The 14,018-nt window shown below is 68.6% G+C and carries 9 protein-coding genes; 2 read left to right on the top strand and 7 right to left on the bottom strand.

Features of this window, described 5'->3' with window-relative positions; translation table 11 throughout:
- Positions 1–110: 110 nt before the first annotated feature.
- From OEJ37_RS00380 to OEJ37_RS00355, 6 genes are all read right to left on the bottom strand, one after another.
- A complete protein-coding gene (locus OEJ37_RS00380) occupies positions 111–1,235 on the bottom strand; it encodes an amidohydrolase family protein (RefSeq protein WP_263342804.1) in 1,125 nt (374 codons plus the stop codon).
- A gap of 39 nt (positions 1,236–1,274) precedes the next feature.
- A complete protein-coding gene (locus OEJ37_RS00375) occupies positions 1,275–2,918 on the bottom strand; it encodes a cation acetate symporter (protein WP_263342803.1) in 1,644 nt (547 codons plus the stop codon).
- Positions 2,915–3,274, bottom strand: coding sequence for a DUF485 domain-containing protein (locus tag OEJ37_RS00370; RefSeq protein WP_208459192.1), 360 nt, complete (start codon positions 3,272–3,274; stop codon positions 2,915–2,917). The genes OEJ37_RS00375 and OEJ37_RS00370 overlap by 4 nt, the downstream gene beginning before the upstream one ends.
- A gap of 75 nt (positions 3,275–3,349) precedes the next feature.
- The gene (locus tag OEJ37_RS00365) at positions 3,350–4,576 is read right to left on the bottom strand and encodes an FAD binding domain-containing protein (protein WP_263342802.1); all 1,227 of its coding nucleotides are present in this window, start codon (positions 4,574–4,576) and stop codon (positions 3,350–3,352) included.
- 1 nt (position 4,577) lies between these two features.
- A complete protein-coding gene (locus tag OEJ37_RS00360) occupies positions 4,578–5,057 on the bottom strand; it encodes a VOC family protein (protein WP_174419856.1) in 480 nt (159 codons plus the stop codon).
- Between the two features lie 199 nt (positions 5,058–5,256).
- Positions 5,257–5,529: a ubiquitin carboxyl-terminal hydrolase 14 gene (locus tag OEJ37_RS00355; RefSeq protein WP_174419855.1), complete on the bottom strand. Its 273-nt coding sequence runs from the start codon at positions 5,527–5,529 to the stop codon at positions 5,257–5,259.
- Between the two features lie 217 nt (positions 5,530–5,746).
- On the opposite strand from OEJ37_RS00355, the gene OEJ37_RS00350 reads away from it, so the two are divergent.
- On the top strand, positions 5,747–7,018 hold the full coding sequence (locus OEJ37_RS00350; protein WP_263342801.1) for an NAD(P)/FAD-dependent oxidoreductase: 1,272 nt from the start codon (positions 5,747–5,749) through the stop codon (positions 7,016–7,018).
- Between the two features lie 46 nt (positions 7,019–7,064).
- Here OEJ37_RS00350 and OEJ37_RS00345 read toward each other — a convergent pair whose 3' ends face one another.
- Positions 7,065–12,149 (bottom strand): AAA family ATPase, encoded by a 5,085-nt coding sequence (locus OEJ37_RS00345; protein WP_263342800.1) that lies wholly within the window; start codon positions 12,147–12,149, stop codon positions 7,065–7,067.
- Positions 12,150–12,504: 355 nt separating this feature from the next.
- On the opposite strand from OEJ37_RS00345, the gene OEJ37_RS00340 reads away from it, so the two are divergent.
- Complete coding sequence (locus tag OEJ37_RS00340) at positions 12,505–13,989, top strand: winged helix-turn-helix domain-containing protein (RefSeq protein ID WP_263342799.1); 1,485 nt, start codon at positions 12,505–12,507, stop codon at positions 13,987–13,989.
- Positions 13,990–14,018: the final 29 nt, after the last annotated feature.

Here is a 14,018-nt window from a genome sequence, read left to right as displayed (position 1 = left end):
CGGCGTCGCATGCCGGCCCTCACCGGTTCGCCGGATGATGCCATGCCCGGCAACGGCCTGCGCCGACGGTGCAGACGTGGGTCGAAAACCGCCATGTGCCCGCTTGCCCGCTAGATCCCGAGCAGCTTGCCCGCATTGCCGCCGAGTATCATCGAACGCTGTTCCGCCGTCAGGTCGAGGCGGTCGAGAAAGCGGACCGGCTGCTCGTAGCCCATGTCGAAGCAGTAGTCGCTGCCGAGTACGAGCCGGTCGACCCCGACGTTTTCCATCAGGAAGTTCAGCACGGGGCCCGAATGGGACACCGTGTCGTAGCTGAAGCGCCGCAGATAGCTGCTGGGCTTGTGCGCGAGCCGGCGTGTTTCGGGGCGCACGGTCCAGCCCGCATCCAGCCGCCCGACGAGGATCGGCAACGCGCCGCCCGCATGCGGCAACGTGACGTGCAGGTTCGGGTAGCGGTCGAGCACGCCGCCCAGGATCAGGTGCGAGCCCGCGATCGCCGTATCGAACGGATTGCCGAGCAGGTTGCTCAGGTAGAAATCGCCGAGCCGTGCGCCGCCTACCGTTTGCTGCGGATGCAGGAACACGGGCAGGCCCAGTTGCTCGATGCGCGCGAAGACCGGCGCGAACAGCGGATCGTCGAGATCGCGGTTGTCGATGTTGGTGCCCATGTACACGCCGCGCACGCCCGGCAACTGCGCAGCGCGCTCGAGTTCGTCGATCGCGTCGGTTGCGTTCAGCATCGGCAGCGTCGCGAGGACGACGAAGCGCGTCGGGTGCCGCTGGTAGACGCGCGACGCGGCCGAATTCCAGTCGCGCGCGAGCTTCGCGTTGAACGGCCGGTCGCCCCAGTACGCCATTGGCACGCTGAGCGACAGCGCCTGGACGTCGACGCCGGATGCATCCATGTCCTTGAGCCGCGCGTCGACGTCGATGAACTTCATCGGCAGCGGCCCGAGACCGCCGGCGGGCGTCCGGAACGTGAACGACGCATCGTCGCACGTGAACGAGCCGCCGAAGCGCTTGCCTTTGCCGCCGACCAGGTCGCAAAAGCTCTCCGGGTAGTAGTGCGCGTGGATGTCGATCGAACGGGGCCGGTGCGGCGGCACGGCGGCCGGTGCGCTCGCGGTGTCGGCCGCCGATGCGGGGCCGCCGGCGACGGCCGTGCCGGCGAGCGCGGCAAACGCGCCGAGCAGGCGGCGCCGCGCCGGCGACATGCAGCAGGTGCAATTCAACATGGTGTCCTCATGGGGTGTCGATTCTTCGGGTCGTGCGGCTCAGCCGCGTTGCGTCATGCCCATTTCGCACGCGACGAGCTGAGTGTCGAACTGCGCGCGCTCTCGTTGCGCACGGGCCGAGCGGTCGGTGACCGAGAACAGGACGACGCCGGCGAATGCGGCCGCCATCGAGAACAGTGCCGGATATTCGTACGGATAGACCGCGTGCGCATGACCGAGCACCTGCACCCAGACGGTCGGGCTCAGCACGGTCAGCGTGACGGCGGTGGCGAGCCCGGTCAGGCCGCCCAGTACCGCGCCACGCGTCGTCAGGCCGCGCCAGTAGATCGAGAGCAGCAGCACGGGAAAGTTCGAACTCGCCGCGATCGAGAACGTGAGGCTGACGATGAACGCGATGTTCTGCTTTTCGAACGCGATGCCGAGCAGGATCGCGAGCACGCCGAGTACCAGGGTCGTCCCGCGGGCCACGCGCATTTCCTCACGATCGGACGCCTGACCGCGACGCAGCACGTTCGCATAAAGGTCGTGCGAGATCGCCGACGAACCCGCGAGCGTCAGTCCGGCGACCACGGCCAGAATGGTCGAGAACGCGACCGCGCAGATGAAGCCGAGGAACACGTTGCCGCCGACAGCATGCGCGAGGTGGATCGCCACCATGTTCGCGCCGCCCGCGATCGCGCCGGACGCGTCGTGGTATTGCGGGTCCGACGCGACGAGCGCGATGGTGCCGAAGCCGATGATGACGATCAACACGTAGCCGGCCCCGACGATGCCGGTCGCATAGAGGATGCTCTTGCGGGCGGCGTTGACGTCGCCGACCGTGAAGAAGCGCATCAGGATGTGCGGCAGGCCCGCGGTGCCGAAGATCAGCGCGAGGCCGAGCGACACGGCCGAGACCGGATCGGATACCAGGCCGCCGGGGCGCATGATCGCCGCGTGTTTCGGATGGACGAGAATCGCCTGCGCGAACAGCGCATCGAGGCTGAAGCCGAAACGGCTCAGCACCATGATCGCCATGAAGGCCGCACCGGCGAGCAGCAGCACGGCCTTGATGATCTGGATCCAGGTCGTCGCCAGCATCCCGCCGAAGAACACGTAGACGACCATCAGCACGCCGACGAACAGCACTGCGGCCGTGTAGTTCAAGCCGAACAGCAGCTCGACCAGTTTGCCCGCGCCGACCATCTGCGACACGAGATACAGCAGCACGATGACGATCGAGCTCGACGCCGCGAACGCGCGGATCGGCCGTTGCCGGAGGCGATAGGACACGACGTCGGCGAGCGTGTACCTGCCGAGGTTGCGCAGCGGTTCGGCGATCAGGAACAGGATGATCGGCCAGCTCGCGAGAAAGCCGACCGAATAGATCAGGCCGTCGTAGCCGCTCGTGAACACCAGCGCGGAGATGCCGAGCAGCGACGCCGCCGACATGTAGTCGCCGGCGATCGCCCAGCCGTTCTGGAACGCGGTGATCTTGCCTCCGGCGGCGTAGTGGTCGGCCACGCTGTTGTTCTTGCGCGCGGCCCAGCGCGTGATGAAAAGCGTCGACGCGACGAACAGCAGGAACATGCCGATCGCGACCGGGTTGTGCCCGTGCGCTAGCGCCGCGGGGCCGGCCGCGAATGCCGGTGCCGAGCCGACGGTGGCGACGGCGGCGATCGATGCGAGGAGCAGGCGTTTCATTGATCGCCTCCGTGACGAATGGACGCGACGATCGTGTCGTACACCGAATTGGCTCGATACACGTAAAGCGCGACCAGCGCGAACGTGACGACGAACATGCCGAACCCGACCGGGATGCCCCACGGGGTCGGCCGGCCCTGCACGATCGGCTGTCCGAGCAGCGTCGGCGAAAACGCCAGCGTGAGGATGAACGCGAAATAGAGGGTGAGCATGACGAGCGTCAGCGACCAGGCGAACAGCCTTCTGCGCCTGACGAGATCGCGAAAGCGGGCATCGCGCAGCAGCGGATGCATGGCCTGCGCCGGCGCGTCCACGTCGGGCGCGGTGCCGGCGGCAGCCGGAATCGGGTGGTTCACGGTGTCTCCTTCGGGTTGGGGTATCCGGGCCGGGCAGCGGGCGCCGCGCGTCTCGTACGCGGCGCCCGCCCGCGCTCAGAAATGCGGCGGAACGGCGGTTTCCCGCATCACGACTTCCGGCGTTCGATAGCGCTCGGCCATGGCGCGCTCGGTGTCGTTTTTCAGTTGCGCCTGCATGTAGGCGCCGAGGTGGCGCGCGTGCTGCACGATCGCGGCGCCGAAGGCCGTGCGCGTTTCGCTGTATTCGCACAGTGCGTCGAGCGTGTCGGTGCGCGTGGCGAGTGCGGTGACGAGCGCGAGCGCATCGCCGGCGGCTTTCGTGACGCCCATCCCGCAATGCGGCCGCGCGACGAACGCGGCGTCGCCGAGCAGCGCGATCCGGCCGAACGCCATGTTCGGCACTTCGAGGTCGTAAATCGGCTGGAACAGCGGCTGCGTGGCACGCGCCACGACCTCGGCGAACTGCGGCGCAAGCAGCGCGTGAGCCGCGTTTTCCATGTCGTCGAGAACTTCGCGCCGGATCAGCGTCGGCGGAATGCCGCCCGCCCACAGCTTGCCGGTCTCGTCGGTCAGCAGGTTCGGCAGGTCGGTGTCTTCGCGGGTCGCGCGATACCAGACGAAGTTGTAGCGGCGCTCGCCCGGCTTCGTGCTGTTGCCCTGGCCGGCGACCGGATAACCGAGGATCTGCTCGTGCGGCGGCAGGCCGAACGCGAATTTTCCGAACAGCGTCGCGTGGGTGGCGTCCGACAGGCCGGCTTCGTCGACCAGCCCGCGCCAGGCGACGTAGCCCGCGTACTCCAACTGCGCATCCGGCAGGAGTTTCTCGCGGATCGCGGAGCGGAATCCGTCGGCCGCAATGACGAGATCGGCGTGCACGACCGAGCCGTCGGACAGCGTGACCGATGCGCGCTCCGCTCCGTCCGCGACATCGGCGACGACGGCGCCCGAGTGGTAATGCTGGTCGGGCAGTGCCGCGCGCAGCACGTGGTACATCTTGCTCCACGCGGTGAGCGTCTGCGGCAGCCCGCGTTCCGACGCCACGCTGCCGTCCCTGGCCAGCGTGATGCGCGATTCGACCGTCACGCCGATCGATTCGTCGATGCGCACGCCCGCGGCGAGCATCGCGTCGAACAGTTCCGGGTGCGTGACGATGCCGGCGCCGCGGCCCGCAAGCGCCTCGGGCACGCGTTCGAACACGTCCACGTCCCAGCCGTTGCGCAGCAGGAGATTCGCGGCGAACAGGCCGCCCAGCGAGCCGCCGATGATGGCGGCCTTGCGGTTCGTCGAAGTGCTGTTGTTCATTTCAGTCTCCGTGGGTATGGCCGGCCGAGGCGGCGGCGGGAAGTTCCAGGCCCGCGACCTCGGCGGCGGGGTAGTTGAGTTCGATCGTCACGCCGGACGGATCCTCGATGAAGACCTGATGCAGCCCGAGGCTCGGCACCGTGCGGTCGCGCCACGCGATGCCTTCCGCGCGCAGCGTGTTCCACATCGCTTCGACGCCGGTCGCGAGGAATGCGATGTGGTCGACGGTTCCGGTGCCCGTTGCGGGCAGATCCTTGTCGCCGAGATAGGCCGCGAGCCCGTCGGGGTTCGCCGGATCGACGCCGATGATGTGGACCGTTCCGTAATCGGATTCGTCGCCGCCCTTGTAGAGCCACGCGCCGGGAAAGTCGAACGGCGGCCGGTAGCCGCGCTTGAAACCGAGCACACGTTCGTAGAAGCGGCACGATTTCTCGAGATCGAGCGTGCGGATCGAGTAGTGCGCGAGTCTGGAGACTGGCATGGGAGACTCCTTGTTTATCGATAGATAAGTTATCGTTCGATAAACTATAGTCGAAAAGATCGGCATGACAAAGCCGCGATCGAACGGTGTTAACCCTCGGCCCGGAAAGGTGCCGGATCGATGTCGACAGGTGGGGGCGACGGGCAGCCCGTCGTGGGACACGGGCGCGCGCGGGCGCCGGATCCCGACGCGCGGCGCGTTACGACGCGATCTCGCCGGCCATCACGTCGTCCGCATAGCACCAGACCCAGCGCTCGCCGGGTTCGATCGAACGCGCCAGTGGGTGAGTCGTTTCGTGGAAATGCCGGCTGGCGTGGCGATTCGGCGACGAGTCGCAACAGCCGACGTGCCCGCATGTCAGGCACAGGCGCAAATGCACCCACTGGCTGCCGGACTTCACGCATTCCTCGCAGTAGTCCTTGTCGGTGGTCAGGATGCGTGCTTCGCCGAGATGGGTGCAGGTCGTGGCCATCTTCCGCTCCGATGCCGGCGCCGGATAACGCTTGCAGTGCGGCCGGCGCGAAGCTGCAAGCGGGGTTGGATACGGTTCATTGTGGACGGTCGTGTCGCGAGCGGACCTTAATTCTTATGAAGCATGTCAACCCGGGCCGCGGGCGGACGTACAGTCGCAAGTGCGCCCGGCGCGAGATCCGGGCGAGATCCGACACGACGGTCACCGGGAGGCGCTCATGACCCAGTCGCAGCATGTCAAGGTAATCGGCTTGCCTCACAGCAAGGAGGCCTATGCAATCCGCGACTTCCTGAAGCGCGGCGTGATCGAGTACGAATGGTGCGAGCTGACGTCCGACACCGATTGCGCGCGCGAGCTGGGTATCGCGCCGCTGCGCGACATCCGGCTGCCGGTCGTCATCTTCCCGGACGGCTCGCGCATCTACCAGCCGACGCTGCCGGAGATTGCCGCCAAGCTCGGCTGGGTCGCCCGGCCGCGCTTCATCGAGTACGACGTATCGATTTATGGCGCCGGTCCGGCCGGCCTGTCGGCGGCCGTCTACGCGGCGTCGGAAGGGTTGCGCGCCATCGTGATCGAACGCGATGCGATCGGCGGGCAGGCGGGAACGAGTTCGCTGATCGAGAACTACATGGGGTTCCCGGAGGGCATTCCGGGCGCCGAGCTGGCCGAACGCGCGCGCCAGCAAGCGGTCAAGTTCGGCGTCGAGCTGCTGATGATGCGCGAGGGCGTGCACGCGACGTTCGTCGACGGCAAGATTCGCGTCGACCTGGCCGACGGCTCGATCCTTACCGCGCGCTCGAACATCTGCGCGACCGGGATCGAATACCGCAGTCTCGGCCTGCCCGACGAACAGAAGTTTCTCAACGCCGGCCTGTTCTACGGCGCGGGATCGAGCGAAGCGCCGATGTGCGAGGGCAAGCACGTGTTCATCGTCGGCGGCGGCAATTCGGCGGGCCAGGCCGCGATGAACTTCGCGCGGCATGCGCGCGAAGTCACGATGATCGTCAGGGGCGCGTCGCTGGCGGCGACGCTGTCGCGCTACCTGATCGACCGGATCGAGCACACGCCGAACGTGACGGTGCGGTACGGCTCGACCGTCGACGCGCTGCACGGCGACGGCCGGCTCGAAGCGATCGTGCTGCGTTCGGAAGACGGTGCGCGCGACGTGCTGCCGGCCACGCACCTGTTCGTCTGCATCGGCGGTGCGCCGAACACCGAATGGGCCCGGGATACGAACATCATTCGCAATCCGGGCGGCTACCTGGTGACGGGCAGCGATCTGTACGACTGCCCGGCATTCGAGCGCGTGTGGCCGCTCGAGCGCCGGCCCTACTATCTGGAAACGAGCGTGCCCGGCTCGTTCGCGGCGGGCGACGTCCGGTCGGGTTCGGTCAAGCGGGTGGCGTCGGCGGTCGGCGAAGGGGCGATGGCCGTGACGTTCGTGCACCGGTTCCTCGGCGAAGACGCGCATCGGCCGAGCGGCACCTGAGCCTGAGCCGCGCGGCGCCGGTTGCGCCGCGTGCTCGGCCCATGCGTCAGCGCATCGTCGAAATCGGCAGCCGGAACGTCAGCACGGTGCCGCCCTCGTCGCGCGGCATGGCTTCGAGCGTGCCGCCATGCGCTTCGACGATCGAGCGGCAGATCGCCAGGCCCATCCCCATGCCGTGCGATTTCGTCGTGAAGAAGGGATCGAAGATCCGGTTCGCGATGTCGGCATCGATGCCGGCGCCGCGGTCGGCAATGGAGACGACCGCGTAATCGTCGCCGACATGCGACGCGATCTCGAGTTCGCGCGACGTGGCCAGTCCGTCCATCGCGTCGAGCGCGTTGGTGACCAGGTTCAGGATCACCTGCTGGATCTGCGTGCGATCCGCCATCACGCGGATGTCGCTGCAATGCAGGTCGACGCGCAGCGCGACCTGTTTCGCGTCGATTTCGGTTGCGGTGAGATGCAGCATGTCGCGAATCAGGTCGTCGATCGCGAGCGGCGCCAGCGCGGGCGGTGCCTGGCGTGCGAGCGATCGCAACGCGCGGACGATGTCGGCCGCACGCACGCCGGACGCACGGATGTCTTCGAGGCTCGCGAGCGCTTCGCCGAGATCCGGTTGCGCGCCGCGCAGCCAGCGTATGCACGCGCCGACGCTCGACACGATGCTCGTCAGCGGCTGATTGATCTCGTGCGCGATCGACGCGGCCAGTTCTCCCATCACCGTCATGTGCGCGGTGCGCGCGAGCTCGGTCCGTGCATGCCGCAGCGCGGCCTCGGTCTCGAGCCGGCGCGTGTTTTCGTCGATCAGTTCCGCGTAGAGCCGCGCGGATTCGAGCGCATTGGCCGCCTGCGGCGCGAGCACTTCCAGCATCGCGATGCGCCGCGGCGAAAACACGCCGTTGGACAATGCATTCTCGAGATACAGCACGCCGATCAGCGCACCCTGCTTCAACAGCGGCAGGCAGAACAGCGAGCGTGTCGGGTGCGCGCGCAGGCTGTCGGCATGGTCGGGAACGCCTTCGCGCTGCGCGTTCGCAAGCACGACCGGCTTGCGGGTCCGGGCGACGGTGTTCAGGATCGACAGCGGGACATCCTGCTCGGTGGGTTCGCTGCGGGCAATATCGACGATCACGTCGCTGCCGACGGTCCGCGCGGCGGCCTCGATCGTCAGCCGGTCGTGCCGGGCGAGCAGCAGCAGGCCATAACGCGCGCCGGCATACACGATCATGTTGCGCATCAGCGTCTGGATCAGGCGCTCCAGCACGATTTCCTCGGACAGCGAATGGGCCGCGCGCATCGCGAGCGAGAAATCGAGATCTTCGCGCGCGGGCATGGCCGGGCCGCCCGGCGACGGGTCCATCACGAGGAACGGATGCTGCGCTTCCAGTGCCTGCGTCTTGCCGGCCGCGCCCCAGCGCCGGTAGCACGCATGGGCGAGCCGCAACTGATGGCGGGCGGGGCCGGCGAGCCCGAGCGACGTGGCGTGATGCGCGGCCAGTTCGTGCGCGAGCGCCTGTTCGTGCACGAAACCGCGTTCCGCCGCGAGGCTGGCCGAGACCTCGTACTGCTGCATCGCGACGATATGTTCGCCGCGCACGCGCGCGAACTCGGCATCGACCAACGCGAGCTTGTTGCGGAACGTGCCCGGATTGCGTTCGCTCCACGCCGCGAAGCGGGCGCGCTGCGGCGCATGGCGTTCGAGCAGCCGCTCGGGCGGCGTGGCGCCGCGGTCGCTCGCGATGCCGGCCAGCACGCCGAACAGGTGGAAGTCGGACAGCATGATGTGCGCGGGTGTCGACCACGCGCTCGATGCGGCCGCATCGAGCGACGCGCGCGCCGCGTCCGCGTCGCCGAAGATGAACGCCGCCTGGCCGGCGAGCACGTCGGTCCAGAACTGCAGCACCGACATCGGCGTCTTCGTCGATGCACGGCGGCGCCAGGTGCCGATCGACCGGTCGTAGCCGAGCTGCAGCGCGTCGACGAATTCCGACTGCGTTGAAACGAGGTCGACGATGTCGTCGTAGCGTGCACCGCGTGCGATCTGCAGCAGCGGATCGATTTCGTGGCGGATCGTCGGCAGTGCTTCGCCCATCGACAGCAGATCGCTGACGATGTGGTTGCAGCTGTAGCACATCCAGCGCAGCTCGGCGCTCGCATTGCCCGCCGCTTTCGCTTCGCGCGCGCGGTCGAGCGCGTACGACAGCGGTTGGGTCCAGACGCTCACCTGGTCGAGCGCGATCAGCGTCGCGGAGCGGTAGCGCTCGAAGCCGTGGCGATCGACCAGCGCGAGCGCGACCTTCGCGAATTCGAGGCCGTCCTCATACGCGTCGTGATGCTCGGCAATGCTGACGCCGTACCACGCGAGCCCTTGCACCGATGCGGCGGTGACGCCGTGACGCAGGGTCAGCCGGACCATCGTCGCGAAATGCAGCAGCATCAGCCCGCCGCTCGGATAGAACATCGCGGCTTCGAGCGCGGTCAGCAGCGCCATCGTGGCTTCGACGTGCGTGTCGGTCGTCACGGGCAGATCGACGAGGTCGCGGATGGCGCGGCCGTCGAGGGCTTCCCGCACGGCGTCGCAGGCCGCCGCGAGATCGGCTTCGGCCGGCTCGGCCGGCAGTTCCACGCCGAGCAGCGCCAGCCCGGCCAGCGCGACGTCGACGGCCTGCCGGTAGTGCGACTCCACCGTGAGCTGCGCGGCCTTCAGCCGGTGCGCCTCGGCGCGATCGGCCGGCGTGCGCGTCCGCGCCATGAGCTCGTCGATCGCGTCGGATGCCTGCGCGGTTTCGCCGGTCGCGAGCAGCAGGCCGCTGCGCAGGATGCCGATCCGGCTCGCGAGACCGTAGTGCTGCGACCATGCGTGAGGGCCGAGCAGTGATTGCGCGGTCGCGAGAAACGACAACGCGCGATCGCGCGCGGCGACGATCGCGGCGGCCTCGGCCGCCGCGACCAGCGCATCCACGAATGCGAGCGCGAGCGCGTCGTCGAGCGGTGCGCTTTTCGCCTGCTCGATCTGGGCGGCGAGTTCCAGCCGGGATTCGGTCGACTGCGCGTCCGCGCGCCGGAGCATCGCGGCGGCGATCCGGGCATGGCACAGCGCGCGCTCCGCCCGCCCGGTGACCGCGTTGACGGCCTCGAGGATGCGGTCGTGAACGAAGCGCCAGCGGTTGCCGGAGAGCGACACGAGGCCCGCCTGGCGCGCGGGGTCCAGCCAGAAGCGGAGTTCGGCCCACGTCTTGCCGGCGGCGGCGCACAACAGCGCGTCGTCGGCATCGGTGCCGATACAGGCCAGCAGCGACAGCAGCGTTCTCGATTCATGCGGCAGCCGCTGCATCCGGATCGCGAGCAGGCTCACGACATTCTCGGTCGGGCGGCGCCCGTCGATGTCGGCCGCATCCCATTGCCATGTTTGTCGCACCGGGTCGTAGCCGAGGAGCCGCTCGTCGATCAGCGTGCGCAGCAACTGCTGGATGTAGAACGGATTGCCGCCCGTCCTGCGGTGAACGATGTCGCCGAGCCCGGACAGCCGGTCCGGTGCCTCGCCGAGCAGGCCGGCCAGCATGCGTGTGACGTCGGGTGCGTCGAGCGGCGCCAGCGTCAGGGCCGACACGCGGGTGGGGTCGAGCTGCCGCAGGAAGCGGCGGAACGCCGGCGGGTGGTCGTGCTGCGGCCCGCTTCGATAACCGGCAACGACGCAGATATTGGCCGGCGGATCGACTGCGATCGACGCGAGAAACGCGAGCGTCGCGTCGTCGGCCCATTGGATGTCGTCCAGCGCCATGACGAGCGGTTCGGCCGGCGCCGCGAACGCACGGAACGCATTCACGACGATCTGGCATAGATGAAATTCCGGAATCGCATCGGTATGGTCGAACGCGACGGGCTCGACATCGAGCAACCACGCGATCTCCGGGAAGATGCCTGACAGCAGGTTGGCCTGACGGCCCACGCAGTCGCGCAGCCGCGCGGCAATCGCCGCGATTTCGTCGTCGCGTCTGGCCAGCGCGCTGCCGAACAGCGCGCGCAAGGCCTGCAGCATGGGCGCGTAGGGCCGCGCGGGCTGGAACTGATCGACCTTCGCCGACGTGCACCAGGCCGTGCGCGACGCCGCCCGCGCATGGTGCATGAAGTGCTCGGCCAGCGCGGTCTTGCCGACGCCGGCCGGCCCGTCGATCAGCACGATGGCCGTCTCGCCGGTTTGCGATACGGCCGCCAGCACCGCCTCGAGCCGGCGGGACTCGGCTTCACGGCCGACCAGCAGGTCGGGCGCGTGCAACCCGGCGAGCGGATCGCTGCCGCCGAGCGCGAACGGCTCGACGCGGCCTGCCGCCAGCCAGTCGCGCCGGATACGTTCGAGATCGTGCTGCACCGCTTCGCTGGACGGGTAGCGTTCGGCGGGCTCCTTGGCGATCAGTTTCAGGATCAGGTCGTTCAGGATCGCAGGCAGGTCGTCGCGAAAGGTCGTGGCCGGCGACGGCTGCATCGCGACGTGCGCGTGGACCCATTCGGGCGTCGACGTGGCCTTGTAAGGCATCGCGCCCGTCAGCAGGCGGAACAGCGTGATGCCGAACGCGTACAGGTCGGAGCGCTCGTCGACGCATGCGCCTTCCGATACTTCGGGCGCCGCGTAGGCGGCGAATTCCGTGCGCATCGTGCCCGCCGCGGCTCTTTCCGTCCGGCGGTCCCACGCATGGGCGAACGAGCGGAGCATGACCGTGCCGTCCGGCGCGATGACGAAACTGGCCGGTTGCAGATCGCCATGCAGCCAGCCGCGCCGATGAAGCTCCCCGAGCGCGCGCACGGCCTGGATCGCCGCGTCGAGGAAGGCGTCGAGCGGCAGCCGCCCGTCCGCCAGCGTGTCGAACCCACGCACGTCCGGGCGAGGATAGACGAGCACCGGGCCGTCCGCGGCGCGGATCAGCGCAACCGGCATGAGCGCCCACGCCGGTTCCAGCGCTTCGTTCAATGCGTATTCGCGCTCGAATTGCCGGCAGCGCTGGTCGGATTCCCACCGGGTCTGGCACGCGGACCACACGTGCCCCGTTTCGGCGTCGGTCAGGTCGAACCACAGCACGTCGCCCGCGCGGACCGCATTCGACAGGCGCGCACGCGCCAGCCAGTCGGCATCCATTCGCTTCGTGTCGTCCGGGGCGCGCAAGGGTTGGTTCACGGTGGGGCAGGCTGGGTGGAGCAGGGCGAAACCGGCGCGTAAAACGGGGGCGGCCGGGCTGGGTTGCGCGCGTCTGGGCGGCGCCGTGCATTGTCCGCCAGCCTGAAGAAATTTGCAGTACCCCGGCACACGCCGTTCCCGACGACCGGGCAGGACGGTACCCGACTAAACCTATAGATAATGGTCGGCGCGCCTGTCGCGCCATACCATGGGTTCAGGCCTTCCGACACGCATCGATGCGACCGGGCGGGCGGAACAGAGGGTGTCGCCTCGCGAGGCGGCGCAAGGTGCGGAGCAGCATAAGCGAGTGCGGATCATGTACACGTTCGGGCGGGTGACGGTTTCCCTTGAGTGCCGCGAAGTCTGCGTCGACGGGCAGCCCCGGTATATCGGCGCCCGGGCATTCGAGATTCTCGAGCTGCTGGTGAAGGCGGCCGGCAGGCTCGTGTCGAAGGACGAGATCATGCAAGCCGTGTGGCCGAACACGATCGTGGTCGAGAACAACATCCAGGTGCACATCTCGACGCTGCGCAAGCTGTTCGGCGGCAAGCACGGGTGGATACGGACCGAATCGGGCCGCGGCTATCGGCTCGCTCCGCCGGCCGACCTGGACCGCGCCGAGCGCCAGCCGACCGGGTTCGAGCCGGCAGGCGGCGTCCGTGCGGGCGCGGTGCCGCGCAAATGTCCGCTGATCGGCCGGGAGCAGGAAGCGGCCGAGCTGCACGCGCTGCTCGAGCGAGAGGCGCTCGTCACGCTGGTCGGCCCCGGCGGCGTCGGCAAGACGCATCTCGCGCTGGATGTCGCCATGGCCTGGTCGGCGGTGCGCGGCATCGAGATGGTCCGGATCGATCTCGCCGGCTGGCAGGGCGACGCGACGCTGGCGTCGGCGGTGCTGGACGCGCTTGACCTGCCGGGCAGCCCCGCCGCCGAACCTGCCGATGTCGTGCGTGCGATCGGCGAGCAGCGTGTCATGCTGGTGCTCGACAATGCCGAGCAGCACGTCGACGATCTGGCGGACCTCTGCGAAGCGATCGCGGAGGCGAATGCCGGCGCGACACTCGTCGTGACCAGCCGCGAACCCTTGCGTGTCGCGGGCGAACGCGTCTATCGCGTCGGCCCGCTGCCGGCGCCGCCGGCCGGCGCGAACGACGGCGAGATCGTCGCGTGCGGCGCCGTCCGCATGTTTCTGGCGCGGGCTCGCGCGATGGGCACCGACATTCCGGCGGACACGAAGACGCTGGACGCGATCGCGACCATCTGCCGCCGCCTGAGCGGCCTGCCGCTCGCGCTCGAGCTCGGCGCGGCCCGGGTCGCGTTGCTCGGGATCCAGGGGCTGGCAGCCGATCTCGACAAGTCCGTCCTGTCGTTGTCCGGCGGCCTGCGTACGGCCCATCCGCGCCAGCAGACCCTCAGGGCCACCATCGAATGGAGCTATCGGCTGCTCGACGATGCGGAGCGCACCGTGCTGTGCCGCATCGCGGTGTTTCCGGATGCGTTCCGGCTCGATGCGGCGTGCGCGCTGGCAGCCTGCGACGAACTGGGCGCGGCCCGGGTGCTCGACTGCCTGGCCAGTCTTGCATCGAAATCGCTGCTGGTCGTTCATTCGGTCGGGCTCTCGAAGCGCTATTCGCTGCTCGAGGTCGTGCGCGCGTATGCGCTCGAGAAGCTGGCGGAGTCGGGCGAAGCCGGCCGCGTCCATGCCCGGTGTGCGTCCTTCGTCGGCGAGGAACGCGCGGATATACTGCCGCCGACGCCGGCAGCGCCCGCGCAACCGCTGCTGGTGGCAGCACCGTGGGCATGACACACGGGGTGCGCGGGCGTCGCGCGCGG

Origin of the sequence: Burkholderia sp. BKH01 (genome assembly GCF_025685725.1) — a bacterium.
In the GTDB taxonomy this organism is placed as follows: Bacteria; Pseudomonadota; Gammaproteobacteria; order Burkholderiales; family Burkholderiaceae; genus Burkholderia; species Burkholderia pyrrocinia_C.
Note: the sequence above shows the minus strand (reverse complement) of the source record. Positions and strands in the feature narration are given on the sequence as shown.

Coding starts and splice junctions, on each gene's coding strand:
- OEJ37_RS00380 (WP_263342804.1), bottom strand. CDS start 1,235: ATGTTGAATTGCACCTGCTGCATGTCGCCGGCGCGGCGCCGCCTGCTC.
- OEJ37_RS00375 (WP_263342803.1), bottom strand. CDS start 2,918: ATGAAACGCCTGCTCCTCGCATCGATCGCCGCCGTCGCCACCGTCGGC.
- OEJ37_RS00365 (WP_263342802.1), bottom strand. CDS start 4,576: ATGAACAACAGCACTTCGACGAACCGCAAGGCCGCCATCATCGGCGGC.
- OEJ37_RS00360 (WP_174419856.1), bottom strand. CDS start 5,057: ATGCCAGTCTCCAGACTCGCGCACTACTCGATCCGCACGCTCGATCTC.
- OEJ37_RS00355 (WP_174419855.1), bottom strand. CDS start 5,529: ATGGCCACGACCTGCACCCATCTCGGCGAAGCACGCATCCTGACCACC.
- OEJ37_RS00350 (WP_263342801.1), top strand. CDS start 5,747: ATGACCCAGTCGCAGCATGTCAAGGTAATCGGCTTGCCTCACAGCAAG.
- OEJ37_RS00345 (WP_263342800.1), bottom strand. CDS start 12,149: ATGGATGCCGACTGGCTGGCGCGTGCGCGCCTGTCGAATGCGGTCCGC.
- OEJ37_RS00340 (WP_263342799.1), top strand. CDS start 12,505: ATGTACACGTTCGGGCGGGTGACGGTTTCCCTTGAGTGCCGCGAAGTC.